The 23325-nt window shown below is 64.8% G+C and carries 20 protein-coding genes and 1 other RNA gene; 9 read left to right on the top strand and 12 right to left on the bottom strand.

Annotated features, from left to right (window positions below):
- Positions 1-5 precede the first annotated feature (5 nt).
- Positions 6-2429 carry an IPT/TIG domain-containing protein gene (locus tag KMZ68_RS20775; RefSeq protein ID WP_215613029.1) on the bottom strand — a complete coding sequence of 808 codons (2424 nt, stop codon included), beginning with the start codon at positions 2427-2429 and terminating at the stop codon, positions 6-8.
- Positions 2430-2689: 260 nt separating this feature from the next.
- The gene (locus KMZ68_RS20770; RefSeq protein ID WP_215613028.1) at positions 2690-3301 is read right to left on the bottom strand and encodes a TetR/AcrR family transcriptional regulator; all 612 of its coding nucleotides are present in this window, start codon (positions 3299-3301) and stop codon (positions 2690-2692) included.
- A 145-nt stretch (positions 3302-3446) separates the two neighbouring features.
- Between KMZ68_RS20770 and KMZ68_RS20765 the strand changes: the two genes are divergently transcribed.
- The 4 genes from KMZ68_RS20765 (at position 3447) to KMZ68_RS20750 (ending at position 9705) form a co-directional block, all read left to right on the top strand.
- A complete protein-coding gene (locus KMZ68_RS20765) occupies positions 3447-4679 on the top strand; it encodes a cytochrome P450 (RefSeq protein ID WP_215613027.1) in 1233 nt (410 codons plus the stop codon).
- A 151-nt stretch (positions 4680-4830) separates the two neighbouring features.
- The gene (locus KMZ68_RS20760) at positions 4831-8505 is read left to right on the top strand and encodes an AsmA family protein (RefSeq protein ID WP_215613026.1); all 3675 of its coding nucleotides are present in this window, start codon (positions 4831-4833) and stop codon (positions 8503-8505) included.
- A 90-nt stretch (positions 8506-8595) separates the two neighbouring features.
- A complete protein-coding gene (locus tag KMZ68_RS20755) occupies positions 8596-9177 on the top strand; it encodes an NAD(P)H-dependent oxidoreductase (protein ID WP_215613025.1) in 582 nt (193 codons plus the stop codon).
- Between the two features lie 66 nt (positions 9178-9243).
- Complete coding sequence (locus tag KMZ68_RS20750; RefSeq protein ID WP_249779433.1) at positions 9244-9705, top strand: CDP-archaeol synthase; 462 nt, start codon at positions 9244-9246, stop codon at positions 9703-9705.
- Between the two features lie 133 nt (positions 9706-9838).
- Here the strand turns inward: KMZ68_RS20750 and KMZ68_RS20745 are convergent, their stop codons facing one another.
- Together KMZ68_RS20745 and KMZ68_RS20740 are read right to left on the bottom strand one after the other, a co-directional pair.
- Complete coding sequence (locus KMZ68_RS20745) at positions 9839-10777, bottom strand: metallophosphoesterase (protein ID WP_215613023.1); 939 nt, start codon at positions 10775-10777, stop codon at positions 9839-9841.
- A gap of 44 nt (positions 10778-10821) precedes the next feature.
- On the bottom strand, positions 10822-12039 hold the full coding sequence (locus KMZ68_RS20740; protein WP_215613022.1) for an MFS transporter: 1218 nt from the start codon (positions 12037-12039) through the stop codon (positions 10822-10824).
- Between the two features lie 277 nt (positions 12040-12316).
- Here KMZ68_RS20740 and KMZ68_RS20735 point away from each other — a divergent pair, with 277 nt between their 5' ends.
- The 3 genes from KMZ68_RS20735 to KMZ68_RS20725 all read left to right on the top strand — a co-directional run bounded on the left by KMZ68_RS20735 (position 12317) and on the right by KMZ68_RS20725 (position 14911).
- Positions 12317-13438, top strand: coding sequence for a DUF2336 domain-containing protein (locus KMZ68_RS20735; RefSeq protein ID WP_215613021.1), 1122 nt, complete (start codon positions 12317-12319; stop codon positions 13436-13438).
- Positions 13439-13474: 36 nt separating this feature from the next.
- Positions 13475-13705, top strand: a complete 231-nt coding sequence (locus tag KMZ68_RS20730; protein WP_215613020.1) for a hypothetical protein — start codon at positions 13475-13477, stop codon at positions 13703-13705.
- Between the two features lie 90 nt (positions 13706-13795).
- Positions 13796-14911, top strand: a complete 1116-nt coding sequence (locus KMZ68_RS20725; RefSeq protein WP_215613019.1) for a Zn-dependent alcohol dehydrogenase — start codon at positions 13796-13798, stop codon at positions 14909-14911.
- 35 nt (positions 14912-14946) lie between these two features.
- On the opposite strand, the gene feoB is transcribed toward KMZ68_RS20725, so the two are convergent.
- Positions 14947-16821: a ferrous iron transporter B gene (gene feoB / locus KMZ68_RS20720; protein ID WP_215613018.1), complete on the bottom strand. Its 1875-nt coding sequence runs from the start codon at positions 16819-16821 to the stop codon at positions 14947-14949.
- Between the two features lie 20 nt (positions 16822-16841).
- The gene (locus tag KMZ68_RS20715; protein WP_249779432.1) at positions 16842-17129 is read right to left on the bottom strand and encodes a FeoA family protein; all 288 of its coding nucleotides are present in this window, start codon (positions 17127-17129) and stop codon (positions 16842-16844) included.
- A gap of 265 nt (positions 17130-17394) precedes the next feature.
- Here KMZ68_RS20715 and KMZ68_RS20710 point away from each other — a divergent pair, with 265 nt between their 5' ends.
- Entirely contained in the window at positions 17395-18003 is a 609-nt protein-coding gene (locus KMZ68_RS20710) for a tetratricopeptide repeat protein (RefSeq protein ID WP_215613017.1), read from the top strand.
- 79 nt (positions 18004-18082) lie between these two features.
- Here the strand turns inward: KMZ68_RS20710 and KMZ68_RS20705 are convergent, their stop codons facing one another.
- The 6 genes from KMZ68_RS20705 to ssrA form a co-directional block, all read right to left on the bottom strand.
- The gene (locus KMZ68_RS20705) at positions 18083-19093 is read right to left on the bottom strand and encodes a hypothetical protein (protein WP_215613016.1); all 1011 of its coding nucleotides are present in this window, start codon (positions 19091-19093) and stop codon (positions 18083-18085) included.
- Between the two features lie 77 nt (positions 19094-19170).
- The gene (locus KMZ68_RS20700) at positions 19171-19431 is read right to left on the bottom strand and encodes a ribbon-helix-helix domain-containing protein (protein WP_215613015.1); all 261 of its coding nucleotides are present in this window, start codon (positions 19429-19431) and stop codon (positions 19171-19173) included.
- Positions 19428-19616 (bottom strand): DUF4169 family protein, encoded by a 189-nt coding sequence (locus KMZ68_RS20695; protein ID WP_215613014.1) that lies wholly within the window; start codon positions 19614-19616, stop codon positions 19428-19430. The genes KMZ68_RS20700 and KMZ68_RS20695 overlap by 4 nt, the downstream gene beginning before the upstream one ends.
- A 281-nt stretch (positions 19617-19897) precedes the next feature.
- Positions 19898-21316: a class II fumarate hydratase gene (gene fumC, locus KMZ68_RS20690; protein WP_215613013.1), complete on the bottom strand. Its 1419-nt coding sequence runs from the start codon at positions 21314-21316 to the stop codon at positions 19898-19900.
- Positions 21317-21425: 109 nt separating this feature from the next.
- Positions 21426-21935 carry an SspB family protein gene (locus tag KMZ68_RS20685; RefSeq protein ID WP_215613012.1) on the bottom strand — a complete coding sequence of 170 codons (510 nt, stop codon included), beginning with the start codon at positions 21933-21935 and terminating at the stop codon, positions 21426-21428.
- 161 nt (positions 21936-22096) lie between these two features.
- Positions 22097-22455: a transfer-messenger RNA gene (gene ssrA / locus KMZ68_RS20680) on the bottom strand.
- Between the two features lie 365 nt (positions 22456-22820).
- Here ssrA and KMZ68_RS20675 point away from each other — a divergent pair.
- Positions 22821-23321, top strand: a complete 501-nt coding sequence (locus KMZ68_RS20675; RefSeq protein ID WP_215613011.1) for a tripartite tricarboxylate transporter TctB family protein — start codon at positions 22821-22823, stop codon at positions 23319-23321.
- Positions 23322-23325 lie beyond the last annotated feature (4 nt).

Raw genomic sequence — 23325 nt, 5'->3', positions numbered from 1 at the left:
GCACTTCAGAACGGAACGTTGGCACGGCCGCGGACGGTCCACAGCTGCGTATGGCTGCCGATGCCGCCGTACTCTCCGCCGAGCGTAACGACGGCGCCGTTCGCAAAGCTTGTCGCGATACCCGCAACGGTGCGCGCGGACCAGCCGGTCTGGAACGGCTGCGACGCCAGCAAGCCGGGAGCGATCAGCACCGCTGCATCGTCGCCGGTGAAATAGTAGTCCGCGTAAAGCCCGGCGTAGGGCGCAATGCCGACGCTCGATGTCCACGCCACCGGATAGATCACCTTCAAGCCACCGGAGGCGCGGCCGGTCGCAAAACTGTGCTCGGCCTGCGACGTGCCCAGCGAATCGACATAGGCGTTCTGGCGTTCCCACAGCGCATACACCTTGGCCGATGGTTCGATGGTGAAACCGCCGGCCACGTAGCTGCCCGTCAGTCCGCTGGTCACCAGCAGGCGCTTTCCATTGAACGTGCCGGCGGCGGTGCCGGCGGTGCCGTCATAGCCGATGCCCGAATAGGCCGCGGCGGCGTCGAACCGCAGTCCGGGCAATATTCTCCAGCCGAGGTAAGAACCGACGGTCCAGCCGTCGCCCTTCAGGCGACCGACCAGCGCGTCGGATCGGTAGTCGAATGTCTCATAGCCGCCGAGCACGCCCACCAGAACGTCCGGCGCGAGTTTGTGGGTGAGGCCGATCAGCGCATTGATTTGACCGCCATAGAATGTCGGCCCCGTGAGCGCACCATGCTGCTGGTTGACGCGGCTGGTTTGCACGTCGGCCCAGGCCAGCCACTCGCGCGGTGTCGCGCGCGGCGGCGGTGCCTTGGCTGCCTTGTCGATCGAGGCCAGCGCCGAGAAGGCGTGATCGACGCGGCCGCTGCCTGGTCCTGATGACATCGCGGGATCGCGCAGGGTGTATTGCGTCGCGCCGCTATGGGCACCGTCCGGAACCTCGGCGCCAAAATTGAACCGGAGCCCGGATCCCGACGGCGAGACCGGCGGCTGGTTGCCGCTGAATCCGTCCGAGATCGCCGCATCGATGGCGCCGGAGATCGCCTGGCCGGAGCCCTGTGCCACCATTTTCGTCGCGGCAATCTGAAGCGCGCGCAGATTCGTGCTGTCGGCCGGGACATTGATGGATTGTGCGAGCACGGCCGACGTACTCGATGCAAAATTCGCATTGCCCGCATACACTACGGTGATCGAATGCACACCTACTGTCAGGGTCGAAACGGTGAGCGACGCTGTGCCTGCGGACAGGGCCGCGCTCCCAATATTTGTCGTCCCGTCCATGAACGTCACGCTGCCGGTCGGTGTGCCGCTCCCGCTGCTCACGGCAGCCGTGAACGTCACTGCCTGGCCGACGGTGGCGGGATTGAGCGATGAGGTCAGCGTCGTGCTGGTTGAGGTCTGGGCAAAGGCATAGAGGCCCGCTCCGATTCCGGGGCCGCTCGGCGTTGTCACCGCGACGTCGACCGTGCCCGGCGCATGTGCGGGCGTGGTCGCGGTGATGGTGGTGTCGTTGACGACGGCGAAGGCGGTCGCGGCGATTCCGCCGATGGCTACGGCAGTGGTGCCGGTGAAGTTGGTGCCGGTGATGGTGACGGCTGTGCCGCCAAGGCGGGTGCCGCTGTTGGGGGTGATCGCCGTCACGCCCGGAGCCGGCGTCGTGTAGGTGTAGAGTCCCGATCCGGTGCCGGTGCCGCCCGGTGTCGTCACCACGACATCGACCGCACCGACGGCATGTGCCGGCGTGGTGGCGGTGATGGTGGTGCCGTTGACCACCGTCACGCCGGTAGCTGGATTGCCGCCGATGGTCACGGTTGGGGTGCCGATGAAATTGGTGCCGGTAATGGTGACGGCCGTGCCTCCGAGTGTGGTGCCGGTGGTGGGAGCGGTCGCCGTCACGGTTGGCGCAGCCTTGGCCGTGACTGTCACCGCCGGCGTGGTGAACGTGCCCGGTGAGGCTCCGAGATTGATGGCGTCGGCGGTGTTGGAGGCCGTCGTGCCCGCCGCAGTGCCGGCCGGGAACTGGACATTGACGATCAGGTCGCCGCTGTTGCCGGCGGTCAGTGGACTGACAAAAACAAATTGAACCCGGGTTCGGCCAGACCCGCCGAAATTCGGCGTCACATTGACCGCCGCGATATCGCCGGTCGGCGCTGCCGGCACGGTCGACATGAAAGTGACCTCGGCAGGCAGGAGATCATCGACTTCCCCGTTGAGGCACGGTCCGGAGATGCTGGTGCAGTTGTAGGTCAGCCGGAATGCGAAGGTCTGTCCGACCAGCTTGGTATTGCCTGCATCAACCTGAATGGCGGACTTCACCAGCGGCTGGCTCACGGCAGGCCCGGCACTTGCGAAAAAGCAGCCGATGATGGCCAGCAGCGCGTAAAGGGACGCGCGCGGAAGGCTGCCTAAGCGACGCATAACGTGGTCCTGTGGGAGCAATATGACTTCAAAAAAAATCTTGCGATATCCGCAATCGGCGCCGCGCCGCCTTCCAGTCCCGTCCGGTCCTATTCATGTTCACATTATGCTGCGGCCGACAATTGATTTTGCGGCCACTGGACCTTCGCCGGTCGAAGCGGCGGCTTGACTGTGACATTTTGAGATGCTTGCCGTGATATCCCGTTTACAGGCTTGCCGATATCGGCGGCTTGTGGGCCAAGCGCCGCGTCAGGCGCGGTTCAGCTCGATGAAATACCCATCCCTCGCTGCAGATCGCCGATGGCGCGCAGGAAGCTGTCGGCCGGTGTGGTCTCCGGATCGATCAGGCGGTGCAGGCGGAAGCCGTCCTCCAGCGCCAGCAGGATTGCGCCGGTCCACGCCGGATTGATGAATCCGTTCTTGCCGTTGCTCTTCAACGTGGTCTCGACGATGTCCGCGACCAGTTTTCGCCGGGCGCGCAGGCGCTTGGCGAGGTCGGGCCTGCGCTTTTCGGCGCGCGCCACGAACAGGATCATCTCCATGTGCAGCAGCGGCGAACGCCCGAGCGGATCCTGCTGGCTGCGGTCCATGGTCTTCAGCGCATCGATGAAATCCGCGAGGCTCCTGTGCTTGGCGAGGAGATCGAGACTGCGCCGGATGGATTGCGCGACGTGATCCTCGAGCATGGCGATGATCAGTTCGTCCTTGCTCTTGAAGTTGGAATAGAACGCTCCGCGGCTGAAGCCGGCCGCCGCCGCGATGGCCTCGATGCTGGCGCCCCCGATGCCCTGTTCCTCGAACACGCGCGCCGCCGCCTCGAACAGCTTTTCGCAGGTGTCGTCCCTGGTCGGTCTGGTTCGAACTCTTGACATCAGTCAATTTTAGTTCAGAATGCAACTCGATACAACAGTGTATCCAATTTCAAATGGTCCGGATGACAACCGGTCCGGCCCTGAGGACAGCGCCAATCCGCCCGAATGTGCGGGTATTTCAGCGCGGCAACTGATTGAGGTCACCATGAACGAGCATGTTCAGACGACGACCAGCGCGCCGCTTTTCAATCCCCTGGCGCCGGAGTTCATTCGCGATCCCTATCCGCATTACGAGCGGCTGCGCACCACCGATCCGATGCATCTGACGCCGCTCGGCATGTTCGTGGCGAGCCGCCACGCCGAGGCCAGCCTGGTGCTGCGCGACAAGCGTTTCGGCAAGGACTATGTCGAGCGCTCGAAGCGGCGCTACGGGCCGCAGATCATGGACGAGCCGGTGTTCCGCAGCATGAGCCACTGGATGCTGCAGCAGGACCCGCCCGACCACACCCGGCTGCGCGGCCTGGTGGTGAAAGCCTTCACCGCGCGCCGGGTCGAGGACATGCGTCCGCGCATCCAGCAGGTGGTCGACGACACGCTCGACCGCATCGCTGCCCAGGGGCATATGGACCTGATCGAGGATTTCGCGTTCCGGCTGCCGGTCACGATCATCTGCGACATGCTCGGAATTCCCGAGGAGCACCGCGAGACCTTCTACAACGGCTCGCGCGACGGCGGCCGCTTGCTCGATCCGGTGCCGCTGACCAAGGCTGAAATCGAGCAGGGCAACGCCAGCAACGCGATGGCCCAGATGTATTTCCAGCAGCTGTTCGAGCTGCGGCGGAAGAATCCCGGCGACGATCTCACCACGCAGCTGGTGCAGGCCGAGGAAGACGGCAGCAAGCTCTCCAATGAGGAACTGACCGCCAACATCATCCTGCTGTTCGGCGCCGGCCACGAGACCACCGTCAACCTGATCGGCAACGGGCTCCTCGCGCTCTACCGCAACCCCGATCAGCTCGCGCTGCTCAAGGCCAACCCCGCGCTGATCACCAACGCCATCGAGGAATTCCTGCGTTATGATTCCTCGGTGCAGATGACCGGCCGGGTGGCGCTGGAAGACATCGACGACCTCGGCGGCAAGAAAATCCCGAAGGGCGAGACCGTGCTCTGCCTGCTGGGTTCCGCCAATCGCGACCCGGCGGTTTATCCCGATCGGCCGGAGCGTCTCGATATCACCCGCCCCAAGATCCGTCCGCTGTCCTTTGGCGGGGGCATTCATCTTTGCCTCGGCGCCCAACTGGCGCGAATCGAGGCGGAAGTCGCGATCGGGACCCTGTTGCGGCGGCTGCCGGAGCTGCGGCTCGACGATGCCGAGAATCCGGAATGGCGGCCGACCTTCGTGCTGCGCGGCCTCAAGCGGCTGCCGGCAAGCTGGTAACGGCTTCCGGCGCCGAGCCGTCGCACGCGCCGCTGTGACTTCGCCACTATTGCCTCTATATATGGTCCCGCTCCGGCGTTGATGTCAGCGTGGCGGCGGGTGGGCCGTCCCGGGCCGCCATCGCGCCGGGGCGTGCCCAAAGGGAGACACCGTGCAGACGACGCTGCTCGGATTGGCGATTGCCTTCATCATCGCGCTGGTAGCCGCGCTGATCGGGCCATACTTCATCGACTGGAACCAGTTCCGGCCGCAATTCGAGGCCGAGGCCACCCGGGTGATCGGCGCGCCGGTACGCGTCGCCGGTAAACTGGACGCGCGTCTGCTGCCGGCGCCGTCGCTGCGGCTGCGCTCGGTGACGGTCGGCGGCGCCAACGATCTCGGCAAGGTTCGCGCCGACAAGCTCGACGTCGAATTCAGCCTGGGCTCGCTGATGCGCGGCGAATGGCGTGCCACCGAACTGACCATCAACGGCATGGCGCTCGATCTCGGTCTGGATTCGCAAGGCAGGATCGACTGGCCGGCATCTTCAGGGAAATTCAATCTGGGGTCGCTGGCGATCGACCGGTTGAACCTGACCGGCCGCATCGCGCTGCACGACGCCTCGAGCCGCGGCACGTTGGAGCTGAACGACATCGCCTTCAGCGGCGACGTGCGTTCGCTGGCCGGCTCGGTGCGCGGCGACGGCAATTTCGTGCTGTCAGGGGTGCGCTATCCGTTCCGGGTGTCGTCCGGTCAGACCCCCGACGGCAACGGCACCCGCGTTCATCTCAATATCGATCCCGGCGCGCGTGCGTTATCGGCCGATCTCGACGGCGTGCTTTCTTTCGAGGCGCGCGCCCCGCGTTTCGAAGGCGCGGTAACGCTGGCCACTCCCGCCGGACTCAAGACCGCCACAGATGTCCCCATCACGCCGTGGCGAATATCGGCCAAGGCAAAGGCCGATCCATCCGCCGCGCGGCTTGAGCAAATCGAGGCCAGCTACGGCACCGAGGACAACGCGCTGAGATTTTCAGGCGCCGGCGACATTCGCTTCGGCGCTTCGCCGCTGCTTCGCGCCACGCTGTCGGCGCGGCAGCTCGACGCCGACCGGTTCGTCGCCAAGGGCAATGGCGCCGGTGAGCCGGCCCGGCTGCTGCCGGGCTTGCGCGCAGTGATGGCCGCGATCCCGCAGACTTCACCGGTCCCGGCGCAGATCGAACTGAGCGCCGAACAGATCATGCTGGGCGGGCGCCCGGTGCAGAATCTTGCCGCCGGGTTGCAGACCGACGCCAAATCCTGGAGCATCGACCGGCTTGAGTTTCGGGCGCCGGGCGCGACCCGCGTCAGCTTGAGCGGCTCCAACCCGCAGCCCGGCAGCTTCACCGGTGCGCTCAGCGTCGATTCCTCCGATCCGGATGCCCTGGTGACGTGGCTGCAGGGCCGCGGCGAGGTGATCCATCGCAGTCAAAAGCCGCTGCGGCTGCGCGGCGACCTGACCGTGGGTCAGGATCGCGTTGGGCTCGAAGCCATGAAGGCCGAGATCGAGGGCAACACCGTCGAGGGGCGGGTTGCGATTTCCACGGGCGGCGGCGGCTCGCGGTTCGAGGCTGGGTTGAAGGCGGAACGTCTCGATCTCGACGCCGCGCTCGCCTTGGCGCGTTCGCTGGCGGGTCCGCAAGCCGAGTGGCCGGACGAGGCGCAGCTGACGCTCGATATCGGCCGCGCGACATCGGCCGGTCAGGAATTGCGGCCGTTGATGGCGAAGCTCGGCTATGGCGCGAAGATGTTCTCGCTGGATCAGCTGAAGATCGGCGAGGCCGGCGGCGTGACGGTCGAGGGCACGGGAAGTTTCGACCGCGTCAACACCACCGGGAAGCTGACGCTGAATTCGAGCGCCGCGTCGCTCGGACAGATCACCGGCCTGATCGTGCCGCTGGCGCCGGCGGTCGCGGCGCGGCTCAATGCGATCACGGCAAGCCCCGGCCCGGTGCGCCTCAAACTGTCGCTCGATCTCGACAAGAACCCTCAGCAGGCCGATCGCGCCAGCGCACGCGCGGTGTTCGATTTCGACATACCGCAGATCAAGGGCACCGCCACGATCACGGCAAGGCCGGTGATCACCGCGGTGCGCGGGATCGATCTCGATGCGCTCGGGCGCAGCGAGATCAACATCGAATCGAAACTGTCCGCAGAGCAGGGCCGTTCGTTGCTGGCGCCGCTGGGGCTCGATCGCGCGATCGCCGCGGGCGATGGCCCGGCGCAATTCGAAGGTTCCCTGGCGGGCGTGTGGCGTGCGCCGTTGCGGCTGAAGGTGAAGATGTCGGGAACCGGTCTCGACGCCGAAGCCGAGGGGACAGCAGAGCCGTGGGCGGCCGAGCCGAAGGCCAGCGTCAATTTGAGGGCTCGCAGCGTCGATCTTGCGCCGCTGTTCGATCTCAAGCCGTCCGATAGCCCGGCGCGGAACATCAGCCTGTCGTCGCGCGTCTCGCTTGCGGGCAACAGGCTGAGCTTCGACGATCTCGACAGCACGATATCGGGCTCGAGGCTGCGCGGCCGCATGGCGCTGGTCCTTGACGAGGAAAAGAACGTCGAGGGCGAAGTCGGCCTCGACACGCTCGATCTCGGGCCGGCTTTCGCGCTTGCGATCGGCGCGGCGGGACACGATGCCGCCGAGCCGCTCGGCTCCGGGCTCTTGAAGGGCTGGCGTGGCCGCATCGCGTTCCAGGCGCTGCGCGGCGCGCTGCCGGGCGGCGGCGAATTGCGTCCGGTCAGCGGCGCGGTCAGGAGCGACGGCCAGTCGCTGGGCTTCGATGCGATCAAGGGCGATATCGGCGGCGGCGAGGCGAGCGCCACTATCGACGCCAAAGCGACCGCCAATGGAATTGCCTTGAATGCGCGCGTCCAGTTCAGCGGCGTCGAAGGTGCTGCGCTGCGCTATCGCGGGCTGAAGATGCCCGAAGGCCGCGCCTCGATGCAGATGACGCTGGCGAGCCAGGGCCGCAGCGCTTCGGCGCTGACCGGCGCCTTGTCCGGAAGCGGAACGGTGACGCTGGAATCCGCTCGCATTGCCGGGCTCGATCCGCGCGCCTTCGAGGCCGCGGTCCGCGCCAGCGACGGCGGGCAGGCGACCGACGACGCCAGGCTGCGGCAGATCGTGGAGCCGGTGCTGTCGGCGGGTGTGCTGTCGATCAAGCCGGCGCAAGTTCCGTTCAACATCAGGGATGGCCGGATCCGCGTCGGCGCGACCACGCTGGAGGCCGAAGGCGCGCGCGTCATCGTGTCGGGCGGCTACGACATTCCCGCCGACCAGGCCGACATCCGCGCCAACCTGGCCTCGACGGCGGCCGGGCCGGCGGCCAGCCGCGCGGAAATTCAGCTGTTTGCCGCGGGCCCGCCCGATGCGCTCGATCGCACGGTTGACGTCGCGGCGTTGTCGTCATGGCTGGCGGTGCGGGCGATCGATCGCGAAACCCGAAGGCTCGAAGCGATCGAGCGCGGCGAGCCGTCCCCGCCATTGCCGGCTTCGCTGCCGCCGCCGGCAACCGCCTCGTCTTCGAGCGAGCCACCGGAGGCGGCCCTGCCTCCGCTGCCAACTTCCGAAGTGCCGATTCCAGGCCGCGATCCGCGCCGGCTCGCGCCGAAGGCCAGGGCCGGCGTGCCGCATCCGCCCGGCACGCCGGTTCCCAACGCGGCGAGCCCGGCAAGTTCCAATGCGCCCATGGCGAGCCAGCAGCAGGCGGCGCCGCTGCCGCCGCCGATCGAGGTCAGGCCGGCGCCGAACGTGGTGCGGCAGCCGCCGAAGCCGCGGCCGCCGCTGGCGCTGACGCCGCCGGTTGCCAATCCATAATGATCGGCGTCTTGACACTCAGACCTTGCGCAATATCAATGAGCTGTCTGAGCGAACGCGCGATCAAGGTTCCCCTCCAGGGAGCAGCACATGGCCAAGCGCATCGCGATCATCCAGGGCCATCCAGACCCGGCGGGCCATCGCCTGTTACACGCGATGGCCGACGCCTACGCCGAAGGCGCAACTGCAGCAGGGCACGAGGTTCGCCGCATCGAAGTCGCGAAGCTCGAGTTTTCGCTTCTGCGCACGCAGGCGGATTTCGAGACCGGCGCGTTGCCGCCGGCTCTGGTGCAACCGAGCGAGGACATGCGCTGGGCGGAGCATTGGGTGTTTCTGTTTCCGCTCTGGCATGGAACCATGCCGGCGCTGTTCAAGGGCTTTCTCGAACACATCTTCAGGCCCGGCTTTGCCATGGAGTACAAGAAGGAAGGTTTTCCGAAACGTCTGCTCGCCGGCCGTTCGGCCCGCATCGTCGTGACCATGGGAATGCCGGTACTGCTCTATCGCTGGTACTTTGGCGCCTATGGACTGCGGGCTTTCGAGCGCAGCATGCTGAGCTTCGCCGGAATCAAACCTGTCCGCGAGAGCCTTTACGGGCTCAGCTTTGCCAACCAGAAGAAGCGGGCACGCTGGCTCGAGGACCTGCGCAGGAGCGGCGGGCGCGCCGACTGAGCGCATGACGGATGATGCGAACCGCGATAGATCTTCCCGATGGATATTTCTGCAATCCTGCAAGCGATGATCCTGCTGACGCTGGCCAACGGCACGCCTGTCGTTGCCAAGAGAGTCTTCGGGCCATCCTTTGCGCTTCCACTGGATGGCGGACTGACGTTTTTCGATGGACGCCCCCTGTTCGGACCATCGAAAACCATCCGCGGGATCGTGTTCTCCATACTGGTGACGGCTTTGGGCGCGCCGCTGCTCGGCCTGGATTGGAGCGTTGGTGCGATCGCGGCGGCTGCCGCCATGGCCGGCGATCTGTGCTCCAGTTTCGTGAAGCGCCGTTTGAATTTTCCGCCGAGCAGCCAGGCGCTCGGGCTGGATCAATTGCCGGAATCGCTGTTGCCGCTGCTGGCATGCCGTGCCGCGCTGGCGCTGACGGCCGTCGACATCGCCCTTGGCGTCGGGCTGTTCTTCGTCGGTGAACTGATTCTGTCCTGGGTTCTCTACCGCGCGCATCTGCGCGACGAGCCGTATTAGAGCGTTTTCAAGCGAAGGCCTGCCCCGGACTTGATCCGGGGTGGATACCGGTTCGCGTGAAGAAGACGCGTCAAGACAAAAAGATGGAGCCCCGTTCCGATTCAACCGGAACGGAAAAGGCTCTTGCCGGCCCTCAGCCGCGCCGCAGGTGATGCAGGGTTATTTCGGGCGGACAGTTGAAGCGTACGGCGACGACGCTCGAACCGGCGCCGACGGAGGTATAGCCCTTCATGTCGTGATACTGCCAGGCGCCGGAGCCCATGCGCCGCGGCAGTGCGGATTCGAGCGTGATCGGAATCGATCCGGGCAGGCAGATCTGGCCGCCATGGGTGTGCCCGCTCAATATCAGATTGAAATCGGCGTGGGCGGCCTGGCGATAGATTTCCGGCGTGTGCGACAGCAAAATGGAGAACTCGCCGTCCGGAATCTGTGACGCGGCCTTTTCGATGTTGTCGACCCTGAAGAAGTGCGCGTCGTCGATCCCGGCGATGTAAATCTGCTGGCCATCGCGCCTGATTGCCTCGCTCTCGTTGAGCAGCATTCGGATTCCCATGGCCTCGAGCCCCGGAACCATCTGGATGGTGTCGTGGTTGCCGAGCACCCCGTAGACCGGTCCCCTCAGGTGTGCCCGTACCCGCGAAACGCTGTCGAGGGCAGCCTCGAACGGTCCGAACGTCTTGCCGCGAAAATCGCCGGTCAGCACGCATACGTCGTAGCTGAGGTCGGCGACCAGTTCGACGAGGCGGCGCATCGTAGCCTCATTCATGTCGGCATGCATATCGCTGATGTGAAGCAGGGTGAAACCATCGAACTGCGGCGGCAGGTCCTTGAACCAGACGTCGTTATGCCTGAGCACGATGCGTTCGGCATTTCTTCTGCCACGTCCGTAGAGACCGGTCAGCCTGAGCGCGTTCCGGATCACCGAATGGACCGAGTACCAGTTCTCGAGGTGAAAGAAGGTCAGGCCCTGCCCGAACACTTGCGCCTCGTGATCGGTCTCGATCCCCAGCCGCTGCTTCGCATGCACCCGTCCGAGGCGCTGCTCCAGTTTCGTCAGAAGGTCTTTGTGCATCTGGCCACGTCCCTCGGAATTTCTCCGGTCGCTCACGACAGACATCAGCTGGCTGGTTTCGTTTCAGTCCTCATGGTGGCGGACATGATCAGCGCCGCCAATGCCGAAAACACCGCGCCGGCCACGAACGTTGCCGTCGGTCCGAAGGCTTGCCAGAGCCAGCCCGCAAGCACGCTGGCGACCAGCAGCGCCGCTCCGGCGACGAGATTGAACAGACCGAAGGCGGTGCCGCGGAGATCTTCAGGCGCGGTATCGGCGACGAGCGCCGATAGCAGGCCCTGGGACAGTCCCATATGCAGCCCCCAAAAACCGACGCCGATGAAGACCGCGACAAGTCCCGGAACGAAGGCCAACGTCAGATCGGCGATCAACAGCGCGCCGAGCCCGCATAGCAGCAATTTCACCCGGCCTACCCGGTCGGAGAGAATGCCGGCCGGCGTCGCCGTCAGGGAATAGACGACATTCATCCACACCAGCACCAAGGGGATCAGCGCCAGTGCGAGGCCTTCGGCCTGTGCCTTCAGCACCAGAAAGGCTTCGCTGAACCGCGCCAGCGTGAACACCATGCAGATCGCAATGACCATCCAGAACGATGGCGACAGACGCTTGAGGTCCTGCTTGTGGATCGGCCAGCCGCGCTTTGCCGTGGCCTTGACGCCGTCCGGCTCCTGAACGCCGAGGACGATCAGGAGCACGGCAAGCGCCGCGGGTACCGCCGCCCACCAGAACACGGCGCGGAAGTCGTTGGCATAGAACGCCATCAGGGCCACCGCCAGCAGCGGTCCCGTGAACGCCCCGACCGTATCGAGGGCCTGGCGGATGCCGTAGGCGGCGCCGCGGATCGCGGGTGGCGTCACATCCGCGATCAGCGCGTCGCGCGGCGCGCCGCGAATACCCTTGCCGATCCGATCCACGAAGCGCGCCGCCAGAACCTCCCAGGCCGTGCTCGCCAGCGGAAACACCGGCTTGGTGACCGCAGCCAGCCCGTAGCCGATGCCGACCAGCAGCTTGCGCTTGCCGATGCGGTCGGAAAGGGCGCCGGAGAAAAGCTTGGCGATCGATGCGGTAGCTTCGGCGACGCCCTCGATCAAACCGACGATGGTCGCGCTGGCGCCGACCGCGGTCACGAGAAAGATGGGCAGCAGGCTGTGAATGAGTTCGGACGAGATGTCCATCAGCAGGGAGACGAAGCCGAGCGCCCACACGCTGGCAGGCACGTTGCGCCAGGTCGCGGACGGGACTTTTCCGATTTTCGAACTCATCGGGAATGGTTAGCAGACCATTGCGTGCCGGTCTTGAGTTGGGTCAACCGGCCGATGCCGCCGGCCTCGTATCCGCCGCGGCCGCCGATTCGGGGACTTGCCTGCCGACGTTACGACGCGGGACACGACGAAAAGGTCGAATTCACCGGCATTTGAGCGAATTCTTAGAGATAATACTTATCCGCCGACTTTACCGAAAAATCGCGTTTGCAGCGTAGGGTCCAATCCGCGCAGATGCCGTTTGCGCGCGTGGGTTGCGACTTAAGGTCTAAGAAAAATGAGCGGGGCAAAATCCTTCCTGAGGGATCTCGACCAGGCGGTTTCGCGGGGAACGGCTGAAAGCCGCATGCGGGCGTTGTGGCATACGACCGATCTGATGATCACCGGCCGCTACAGCGAGGACGAGATCTGGACCTTCGGCGAGGTCATCGGACGGCTCGCTGACGAGATTGAAGTCGCCGCCCGCGCCCAGCTCGCAAGGCGGCTGGCCCGCTTCGAGAAAGCCCCGGTCAATATCATCCATAAACTCGCCTTTGACGATTCGATCGACGTCGCCGGTCCGATCCTGCAGGAGTCCGAACGGCTGGAGCCTTATGCCCTGGTCGCCAACGTCTGCACCAAAGGCCAGCCGCATATGCTCGCGATCTCGAAGCGGGAGACGCTCGAGGAAGCGGTGACGGACGTGCTGGTGACCCGCGGCAACAGCGAGGTCGTGATCTCGGTCGCCACCAACAATGGCGCGCGTTTCTCGGATTTCGGTTTCCTGCACATGATTCAGCGGGCCGAAGGCGATTCCATTCTCGCCGAGCAGCTCGGCCTTCGCGAGGACATTCCCAGGCATCTTTTCCAGCAGCTGATCGCCAAGGCGACGGACGACGTGAGAAAGCGGCTCGAACGCGAGCGTCCCAACATGGTCGACCAAATTCAGTCCACGGTGACCGATGTTGCGGGCGAGCTGCAATCCAAGTTCGGCCCGGTATCGCGAGGCCATTTTGTCGCAAAACGGGTGGTGACGACGCAGCATCGCCAAGGCAACCTGAATGAAAAGAGCATCTCCCTCTACGCCAGGTCCCACAGGCTCGAGGAGGTCACGATTGGGCTGTCCTTGTTGTGTTCGTTGCCGAGCGACGTGATCGAGCGCGCCTTGCACGACAGGAACAGGGAAACGCTGCTGATCCTCGCCAAGGCCCTCGACTTTTCGTGGGAGACCACGATGTCCCTGCTTTTCCTCGGTGCGAAAGATCACCGCATCACCGCGAAAGACCTGAGAGACCTGGAAAGCGATTTTGGCCGCCTCAATGTCGAGACGTCCCGAAGCGTTCTGGAATTCTATCAGTCGCGCAAGAGCATCGGGGACACCTATGCCAGCCCGAAGCGGCAGGCCGCCGTCGTGCAATGATATCACCGCTCTAGAACAGGCTCGGGAGCATCGGCAATGAACGCATTCACATTCGGAACCTCCGTGCGCAAGAGCTTCGGCGTTGCCTCCAGCGAGCCGAAGCCCGAAGCCTCCTCGGTGGACATGGCCTGGCTCGTTCTCGAAGCCGCGAACGATCTCGGTGACGAGGCGGCTATCGCAGCCTGCCGGCGGGTGATCGATGCGAGCCTCAATGGCACGTCCGCCCCGCCATCCGACGTCCACCTCATCGCCGAATATTTCAGGTGATTTGGGGCGCTGCGGTCGGGCGCAGCCCGGCTCGCCCGCCGTCGTGTTGGACGTGGTTTGCGAATCCGGCGCGATCATGCATCATGAATCATGGACTCGCTTGCGGCCGTTTTCCGTGAAGTTGGCGCCCCCGTCTCGATCGAGCGCATCGCGCTGGATCCGCCGGGGCCTACCGAGGTGCTCGTGCGCATTGCCGCGGTCGGCCTGTGCCGCACCGACTATCACGTCATGCGCGGCGAGCGCCGTGTCGCCATGCAGCCGATGGTGCTGGGCCATGAGGCCGCAGCCGTCGTCGAACAGGTCGGCGGCGCGGTCACGGGCATCAGCTCCGGCGATCACGTCGTTCTAACCTTCATCCCCGGCTGCGGCAAATGCCACTGGTGCCGGCGCGGCCTGCATCACCTGTGCGCCGAGGGCGCGCGCATCACGCAGGGGCCGCAACTCGACGGCACCTACCGCCGGCGTGACCGCGACGGCGCGGAGGTCGGCGCCTTCTGCATGATCGGCGCCTTTGCCGAGCGTGCCGTCGTCGATCAGGCCTCCGTCGTCGTGATCGGCAAGGACATTCCGTTCGATCTGGCCAGCCTGGTCGCCTGCGGCGTACCGGCCGGCGTCGGGGCCGCGCGGCAGCGTGCGCGGGTGCAGCCGGGCCAAAGCGTGCTGGTAGTGGGCTGCGGCGGCGACGGCATGAACGTGGTTCAGGGCGCGCGGCTGTGCGGCGCCGCCAGGATCATCGCCGCCGATATCGTACCGGCCAAGCTCGACTGGGCGCGCGAGTTCGGTGCGACCCATGGCGTCAACGCGCAAGGCGACGCCCTGATCCGTGCGGTGCATGAGCTGACCGACGGCATCGGCGTCGATCACGCCTTCGTCTGCATCGATCCGCCCTCGACCCTGCTGCCGGCGTTCCGCGCCACCGCCAGGGGCGGCAACGTCGTGGTGACCGCGCTGACGCCGGACACCGTGACCGAGATCAAGATTCCGCCGCTCGAATTGTTCGTGACGCAAAAGGCGATCATGGGCGCGGTGTACGGCTTTGCCAGTCCCCGCCTGCAGATCCCCGAGCTGCTGGCACTGTATCGCAGCGGCGAGTTGAAGCTGCGCGAACTGATCACGCGCACCTATCGTCTCGACGAAATCAACCGCGGCTATGCCGACCTCGAGGCGGGCAGGAATCTGCGCGGCGTCGTGGTGTTCGGGGACTAGCAATTCCGGCAAGGCAGAAGGCCCATGCGCAAGGTTCAGCCGGCCCCGAGCGCGACCGCGATGTTGTAGGTCGCAAAACTCGCCGCGTAGGCCAGCACGAACATATAGGCGAAGGTGATCGCCATCCATTTCCAGCTTCCGGTCTCGCGGCGGATCACCGCCAGCGTGGAGGCGCATTGCGGCGCGAAGATGTACCAGACCAACAGCGACAGCGCGGTGGCGAGACTCCATTTCGTCGCCAGCAACTGGCCGATCTGCTCGGCGGCTTCCTTGCCGCCCTCGATGGCATAGACGGTGCCGAGTGCTGCGACCGCGACCTCGCGCGCCGCCATGCCCGGGATCAGCGCGACAGCGATCTGCCAGTTGAAGCCGACCGGGGCCAGCAGGGGTTCGATCGCCTTGCCGATGACGGCCGCAAGGCTGTAGTTGATGGCGGGATCGGCGGCGCCGGCCGGCGGCTGCGGGAACGACGCCAGGAACCAGATCAGCACCATCATCGAGAAGATCGTGGTGCCGGCGCGCTGCAGGAACATCTTCGCCCGCGTGTAGATGCCGATCGCGATGCTGCGCGGGCGCGGCATCTTGTAGTCGGGCAATTCCAGCATGAACGGCGCCGGGGCGTAGTCGCGCAGCATGAAGAACTTGATCAGGAACGACATGCCGAGCGCGCTGGAGATGCCGGCCGCGTAGAGGCCGAACATCACCAGCCCCTGCAGATTGACAAAGCCCCAGATCTGCTTTGCCGGAATGAAGGCCGAGATGATCAGCGTGTAGACCGGGATCCGCGCCGAACAGGTCATCAGCGGTGCGATCAGGATGGTGGTCAGCCGGTCGCGGCGGTTGTCGATCACCCGTGTCGCCATGATGCCGGGGATCGCGCAGGCGAAGCTCGACAGCAGCGGAATGAAGGCGCGGCCGTGCAGGCCGGCGCCGCCCATGATGCGGTCCATCAGGAACGCCGCGCGCGCCATGTAGCCGAAATCTTCCAGGAGCAGGATGAACAGGAAGATGATGATGATCTGCGGCAGGAACACGACGACGCTGCCGACGCCGGAGATCACGCCGTTCTGCAGGAAGCTCTGCAGCAGGCCGGCGGGCAGGGTGTCATGAACCAGTTGTCCGAGTGCTGCGAAAGCCGAGCTCAGGAGTTCCATCAGCGGCTGCGCCCATGCGAACACCGCCTGGAACATCACGAACAGGATCAGCGCCAGGATCAAAAGCCCCGCGGCCGGGTGCAGCACCACGGCGTCAATCCGCGCGGTCCAGGTGTCGGGCCTCGCTGGCAGGCTGATGGTTTCGGCGATGATGCGGTCGGCCTCGCGCTGGGTGGCGCGCAATTGCGCCACTGTGAGCGGCTGCCAGAGATTGGGCTGCAGCGGGTGAGGCGTTTGCGCGGCGATGATCTCGTCGGTCCGGCGCAGCAGCTCGGCGGTGCCGCCCTTGCGCACGGCGATCGAGGTCACGACCGGGATGCCGAGCGCCTCCGACAGCCGCGGCACGTCCACGCTGACGCCGCGGCGGGTGGCGATGTCGAACATGTTGAGCACCAGCATCAGCGGCCGGCCGGTGCTCTTGAGCTCCAGCACGAGGCGGATCGTCAGCCGCAGATTGGTGGAATCGGCCACACAGAGCACGAGGTCGGGCAGCGCCTCGCCGGCGGTGCGGCCGAGCACGACGTCGCGGGTGATCTCTTCATCGGGGCTGCGGCCGCGCAGCGAATAGGTGCCGGGCAGATCGACCAGCGACACCTGACGGCCTGTTGGCGTGACGAACGAGCCTTGCTTGCGTTCGACCGTGACGCCCGGATAGTTCGCCACCTTCTGGCGGCTGCCGGTGAGCGCATTGAACAACGAGGTCTTGCCGCTGTTCGGCGTGCCCACCAGGGCCAGATGCAGCAGCGGAGCTTCCATGAATTCGAGATCCGGTCGCGTCAGGCGACAATAATGGCCATGGCCTCGCGCCGGCGCACCGCGATCGTGACGTTCTCGACGCGAACCGCGATCGGATCGCGGCCGACGATGCCTTCGTGCAGGACCTCGACCTTGGCGCCTTCGACGAAGCCGAGTTCGATCAGCCGGCTCTCCAGCTCATGGGCCGACAGCGCCGAGCCGGAATCGCCGGCGGCGAGCTGCTGGATCATGCCCGAATAGCCGCGCCTGGCCAGCCCCAGGGGCATTCCAGTGGCCGAGTGCGGACGCGCGCCGTTCCGTTGAGTCATGGCTTCTATTTCCAAGCGGCGGCGGTCCGGTCAAGGCTGGCGGTCGAAATGCGGCGGCACCTTAGAGCGATTATAAGCAATTCGCGCACCTTCCCGGCTACTGCGGCACCTTCGGATCAACTCCTTAAACGCCTGAAAGCCGGACCCGTATTGATCCAGCGCAATCCTTCTCCGGCAGTGAAGTTGCCGGGGAATGCCGCGGCCAAAGCGGGGTTTACACCTCCGGCTGGAGGGATCGCTCACAATGCAGCATCAGGAGGCTCGCATGATCAGCTCCGCGATAAGGTTTGTGACACTGGCTGTGTTTCTGACGGCGCTGGTCGCGGCTGCCCCGGTCATCCCGGCGTTGGCCGCCGGGGGAGGCGGTGGCGGTGGCGGCAGCGATCCCTATGGCTCTTCCTATCCTTCGACGACCCCGCCCTCGACGGGTACCAAGGCCACCGGCACGACCCACAAGGGCAAGAAGAAGACCGACAGGCAGTCCTCCCTGTTCGACAACCCCGCCTTTGCTCAGGGGTACCGCGCGGCCCATGCGACGATCTACGATCGCCACGACTATGCCGGCGCCATCGAGCAACTGAAGGCGCTCGGCCACGACGACTTCGCCGGCGTCGCCAACCTGATCGGCTATTCCTATCGCAAGCTCGGCGACTACAAGCTCTCGCAAGTCTGGTACGAGCGCGCGCTGAAAGCCGACCCGAACCACGTGCTGACCTGGCAGTATTACGGCCTCTGGCAGATCGAGCAGGGCAACCGCGAAAGTGCGCAATATCATCTGAGCCGGATCGCCGCGATCTGCGGCGCTGGCTGCGACGAGTACCGGTCGCTGGCCGCGGCGCTGGAAAAACCGCCCGGCACCGGCCTCGTCTACTGAAATTTGCGGACGCCATTCGGCGGGCGCGCTCCCAGTGGGAGGCGCCCGCGGCTGGCGCGTATTCGGCTAAAGCGCGCCTTCATGCCGACATCTCTACGCCGTGTGTCTCGTCATCGGTAAGGATTTCGAACGCCGCGCGGTTCTTCGTCTCCAGCACCTCTGTCGTACCGGCGCGCCTGTTCGTGAGACGCAGCGTACAGCGGGCAATCTTGCTGTTGAGGCAGTGTTTCACGCCACCCGGCGGATTGTAGTAGCGCAATCCCACGAACGCCTCCCGCGGCGCCGATATCGTGGCCGTGATCTCGGCATCCCGGTTTCGCGACGCAAATTGCCACGAAAAATATCCGAACTTTCCTTTGGCCCGGATCGCCTGACCCAATCCCGTGAACGCGTATTCCTTTTGCCTGTGGCGAAGCACCATCGGCGTGATCGGCGGCGTCCAGAACGGCCCGAGCCGAAGCCGCGCGGTCGCCACCTCCAGAAAGCTGTCGGGCTGGTTGTCGAACCCGGCAACCTGGCCCCACGCATAGAGATCGGTGTGGCGCGATCCCCAATTGTGGTTCTGGCTGCCGACCCAGTCGGCGATCTCGATTTGCATTCCGTCGACGGTCAGCACGCCGCTGAACCGCGCCATCGGCAGGCTGACGATGCTCTTGGCCGCGGGAAAGCGGCGTTCGTAAAACGCCAGAGGCAGCAGGAGAGCCGGCGGCGAATCCCCTTCGAATTTCAGGTTCCAGGCCAGGCTATGTTGCGCGCCTTCGATGGTGCCCTCGAGCCGGTTCGGCAGCAGCGTCGCCTTGCCGATGCGCACACCGAACGACGAGGCATCGAAGTCGCAGTCGGCGAACCGGTATTCCTGCTTGGCGACCGCGTGGCGATTCTGTTCGGCATTGAAAAAGATCGCCCAGAGTTCGCCGATCGCTTCATCCGGGCGCCCCTTGGGACTGAAGATCGTGTAGCGGATCCAGAAGGCCTGCGCACGATGCGGGTGGTTCGCGCGCAGGAAAAAGCTCTCGTAGTGACCCTCGGATTGGCCGCGATAGCGCGTGAAGTTCACACCTCGCGAAAATGTCTCCAGCCGGTCCTGCATGTTTGTGCGCGCCCCGCGCCCCTCGGTCGGCCGCTGCGATCGGCTCCAGTTCACCAACATGCGGCTCGACGCCGCGTCTAGCCCTGCGGCTTCGGATCCGATGCAGCAGCGGTGGCGGCGATGGCGCGGGTACGGAAATAGTCGAGCACGAACAGGCGAATAGCCGACGACAGGTTGCCCTGCTGGCGGTTGGAGTCGATCTCGCCGACCAGTTCGGACAGCGTCATGTCGCGCAGGCCCGAGATTTCCTTCATTCCGTTCCAGAATGCCTCTTCGAGGCTGACGCTGGTCTTGTGGCCGGCGACCACGATCGAGCGCTTTACGACCGGCGATTTCATGGCGCGTCCTCACCGTCGATGCGATGCTGGTCCAGCAGATTCTTGGCACGGCTCGTGCGCTGTTCGTCCAGAACGCGTTCGGATTTGGTTCGGCCGAACCGCGTCCGGTTGGCGTCGGCCTGCTTCGCCGACGCTTCGCGCTCGGCGCGCTTCTTGAATCGCTTCAGGTTGACCACGTCCCCCATGCCTGCCTCCGTTATCCAAATACTGAAGGGCAAGAGAAATAGTTGCGAGGGCGTAAGTGGCTTTTCGCCTCGGCCGGCTCGGTCGTCATCCCAGGAAATCCCCGTTAGTACCTTCTGATAGCACTAAAAAATATGTTTCGCTCTGCGAAAACCAAACCAAATATTGCGCTGCTCTACCATGAGGTGGATCAACGACGATAGCCGATTGGTCTCAGTCTTTAGGTGTTATGGTCTATAATAATATCGTTGCCCCGTAATTCCACGGGGGCTTGCCGCGGCGGTCAGCCGGGGTGTGTCATTTTGTCCGGCTGCACCAGCCGGTCGAATTCGGCTGCCGAAACCAGCCCCAGCCGCACCGCCTCTTCCCTCAGCGTGGTTCCGCGGCCGTGGGCCGACTTCGCTACCTTGGCCGCATTGTCGTAGCCGATCTTCGGCGCCAGCGCGGTCACCAGCATCAGCGAGCGTTCCATCAAATTCCGGATCCGCTTTTCGTCGGCGCGGATTCCCTCGACGCAGTTGACGGTGAAGGAGCGCGCGACGTCGGCCAGCAATTGAATGGATTGCATCATGCAATGGGCCATGACCGGCTTGTAGACGTTCAGCTCGAAATGGCCCTGGCTGCCGGCGACGGTGATGGCGGTGTGGTTCCCGAACACCTGACAGCACACCATGGTCATCGCTTCGCACTGCGTCGGGTTGACCTTGCCCGGCATGATCGAGGAGCCCGGTTCGTTCTCGGGCAGGATCAATTCGCCGAGGCCGGAGCGCGGACCCGATCCCAAAAGGCGGATGTCGTTGGCGATCTTGAACAGCGCAGTCGCCACCGAATTGATCGCGCCGTGCACGAAGACGTAAGCGTCGTTGGCGGCCAGCGCCTCGAACTTGTTGGCGGCGCTGGTGAACGGCAATCCTGTAATCCTGGCGACCTGCCGTGCGAACAGCCTCGCGAATTTCGGTTTCGAGTTGAGGCCGGTGCCGACCGCGGTGCCGCCCTGGGCCAGCGGATAAAGGTCTTTCACCGCCACGCGCAGCCGCGCGATGCCGCTCTCGACCTGCGCCGCATAGCCGGAGAATTCCTGGCCCAGCGTCAGCGGCGTGGCGTCCTGGGTGTGCGTCCTTCCGATCTTGACGATGCGGGCGAACGCCTTTTCCTTCTTGCGCAGCGCGCGATGCAGATCGCCCAGCGCGGGGATGAGGTCAGCCGTGATGCGCTGGGCGGCGGCGATATGCATGGCGGTCGGGAACGAGTCGTTCGACGACTGGCTCATGTTGACGTGGTCGTTGGGATGAACCGGCTTCCTGGCGCCAAGCTCGCCGCCCAACAGCTCGTTGGCGCGATTGGCGATCACCTCATTGAGGTTCATGTTGGTCTGGGTGCCGGAGCCGGTCTGCCAGACCACCAGCGGAAAATGATCGTCGAGCTTGCCGTCGATCACCTCGCGCGCGGCGCGCGCAATGGCGCCGGCGCGGCGCGCATCGATCAGCCCGAGTTCGCGATTGGTTTCGGCCGAGGCCAGTTTGACCATGCCGAGCGCGCGGACGATGGCCATCGGCATCCGGTCCTGGCCGATGCGAAAGTTCTGCCGGGAGCGCTCGGTCTGCGCGCCCCAATAGCGGTCGGCGGGAACCTCGATCGGACCGAAACTGTCGCTCTCGCTGCGGGTGGATTTGGTTCGCGATGGAGATGTCGATCGGGCCATAAATAGCGTCCGTTGCGCGAGGTCGCTGTTTTCGGAACCGGCGCACGGCCTGTTCCGCGCGACGGCGGCATCTTCATCCTACACGGCCGCAGGATTTCCTGCGCGCCGATTATTTCTTGCGGAAGCGATCCAGCCGCACCACTTCGGCGCCCTCGCTCGGCTTGGCCGGCTCGTCCCTGGTTTCGGCGGCAGGCGCCGCAACCGGCAGCCCGGAGGGGGCGGCGACGGCCGGCAGGTTCGCCGTCGGCGCCTCGGCCGCAGCGTCCGCCGGCTCGAACTGCAGGCCGAACTGCACCGACGGGTCGAAGAAGCTCTTGATCGCGTTGAACGGAACCACCAGCCGCTCGGGAATTCCGCCGAATGACAGCCCGACCTCGAAACGGTCTTCGGTCACCACCAGGTCCCAGAACTGGTGCTGAAGGATGACGGTCATTTCTTCCGGATATTGCGCCAGCAGCCGCGGCGACAGCTTTACGCCCTCGGCGGTGGACAGGAAGGTGATGAAGAAATGGTGTTCCCCGGGAAGGCCGTGCTCGGCGGCGTCGGCCAGCACGCGGCGCAGCACGCCGCGCAGCGCGTCACGCGCCAGCACGTCGTATCGGATGTGGTCGGTCGCCATGGTCTGTCCTGTCGCGTCTAAAATGCTGCCGCGGATCGGCGGCAATGCCCCGACTCGCCTGTTCCGGCCATGCTACCCCGGCAGCGGGCCGAGGTCAGCAGGCGTTACCGTCGCTGGCGGAAATTCCAGCAAACGGCTCACGTTTCAGGCAAATCGAATGAAGTGGAGGCTTCTGTTGCCAGGTGCCTCCGAACCCCGCCTGGCGGAGCTTAACCCACCAGGACTTTAGACTTGGTTTTTCAAACCGCTTAAGCGGCCTGAGCAACCGGAGCATAGTTGTCGTTTGCAACTATTGCATAGCCCGATAACGGCGGAACCATACCGGGAAAAAACACGTCCTTTACGCCCTCGTCGATCCTGTTTCGCCCCCGCCGAAACCCGCGTTTTGGCGCGGCGGGCTTGGGTGGAGGCGCCGGGTACTGCCCCCGGGTCCGAATGGTTTATTGCGACGGCAATTTATTTCCATAGCCGGCGAACCGGCACGTCCAATATAGGGGGCAAATCTCCGGAAAAACAGAGCCGCAACGCCGCATTTGGGCGGGGAATGCGCCCCGGCTGGCCCTGGCGGAACCGCCGTTCCAAATCTCGGACATGCCGTTGGGTCGACGCGTTCGCGATATCGCAGATCCCGCCGGGCCGGATGTGCCGATCATACCCCGATCGGGTATTCCGTTGCCGGCATTGCGGGAGCGCCGGCCGGCCCCGTGGTCACTGCCGCCGCCGCGGTGCGGGCCTTTGCCAACCATCTCAATCCGCTCTAGATGCTGCTGGCCGGGGGATGGGGTTTTGCTGGCGTTACCTGACGAAAATCGGTAGGCAGGATCGCCGGACCGGTATGACAGCCAAACAGAATGGGCGAGAAGCCCTGTGCGGGGAGAGAGATCGATGAGTGATACGCCGAGCTATGGGCCGGTCAAATACATCATGCCGAAATGGATACGCGGTCCGCAGGATTTCGTCGGTGGCCTGGCGCTGATCGCTATCGCAGTATTCGCCTTGTGGGCATCGAGCGATCTTCAGGGCATGCGCGGATTTTCGTTCGGAGCCGGAACCGCGCCCCGCATGTTCGGGTTTCTGTTGCTCGGCCTCGGCGTCGCGGTGATGATCGTCGGTCTCGTGAGCGATGGCGAGCATATTACGACCTATGCGTGGCGAGGCCCGCTGTTCGTATCGCTGGCCATTCTCGCCTTTGCGATCAACATTCGTCCGCTGGGCCTGGTGGTTTCGGCCTTTGCGAGCTTCCTCATTTCGGCGCTCGGCACGCCGGAAACCAAATGGAAGGAGACCATCATCGTCGGCATTTGCCTGACGACCTTCTGCAGCCTGTTGTTTCCCTACGCGCTCGGTCTGCCTTTGCAGATGTGGCCAAAATTTCTGATCCGGTGAGGGT

Origin of the sequence: Bradyrhizobium sediminis (genome assembly GCF_018736105.1) — a bacterium.
Taxonomy (GTDB): Bacteria; Pseudomonadota; Alphaproteobacteria; order Rhizobiales; family Xanthobacteraceae; genus Bradyrhizobium.
This window is presented reverse-complemented; position numbering and strand designations above follow the sequence as displayed.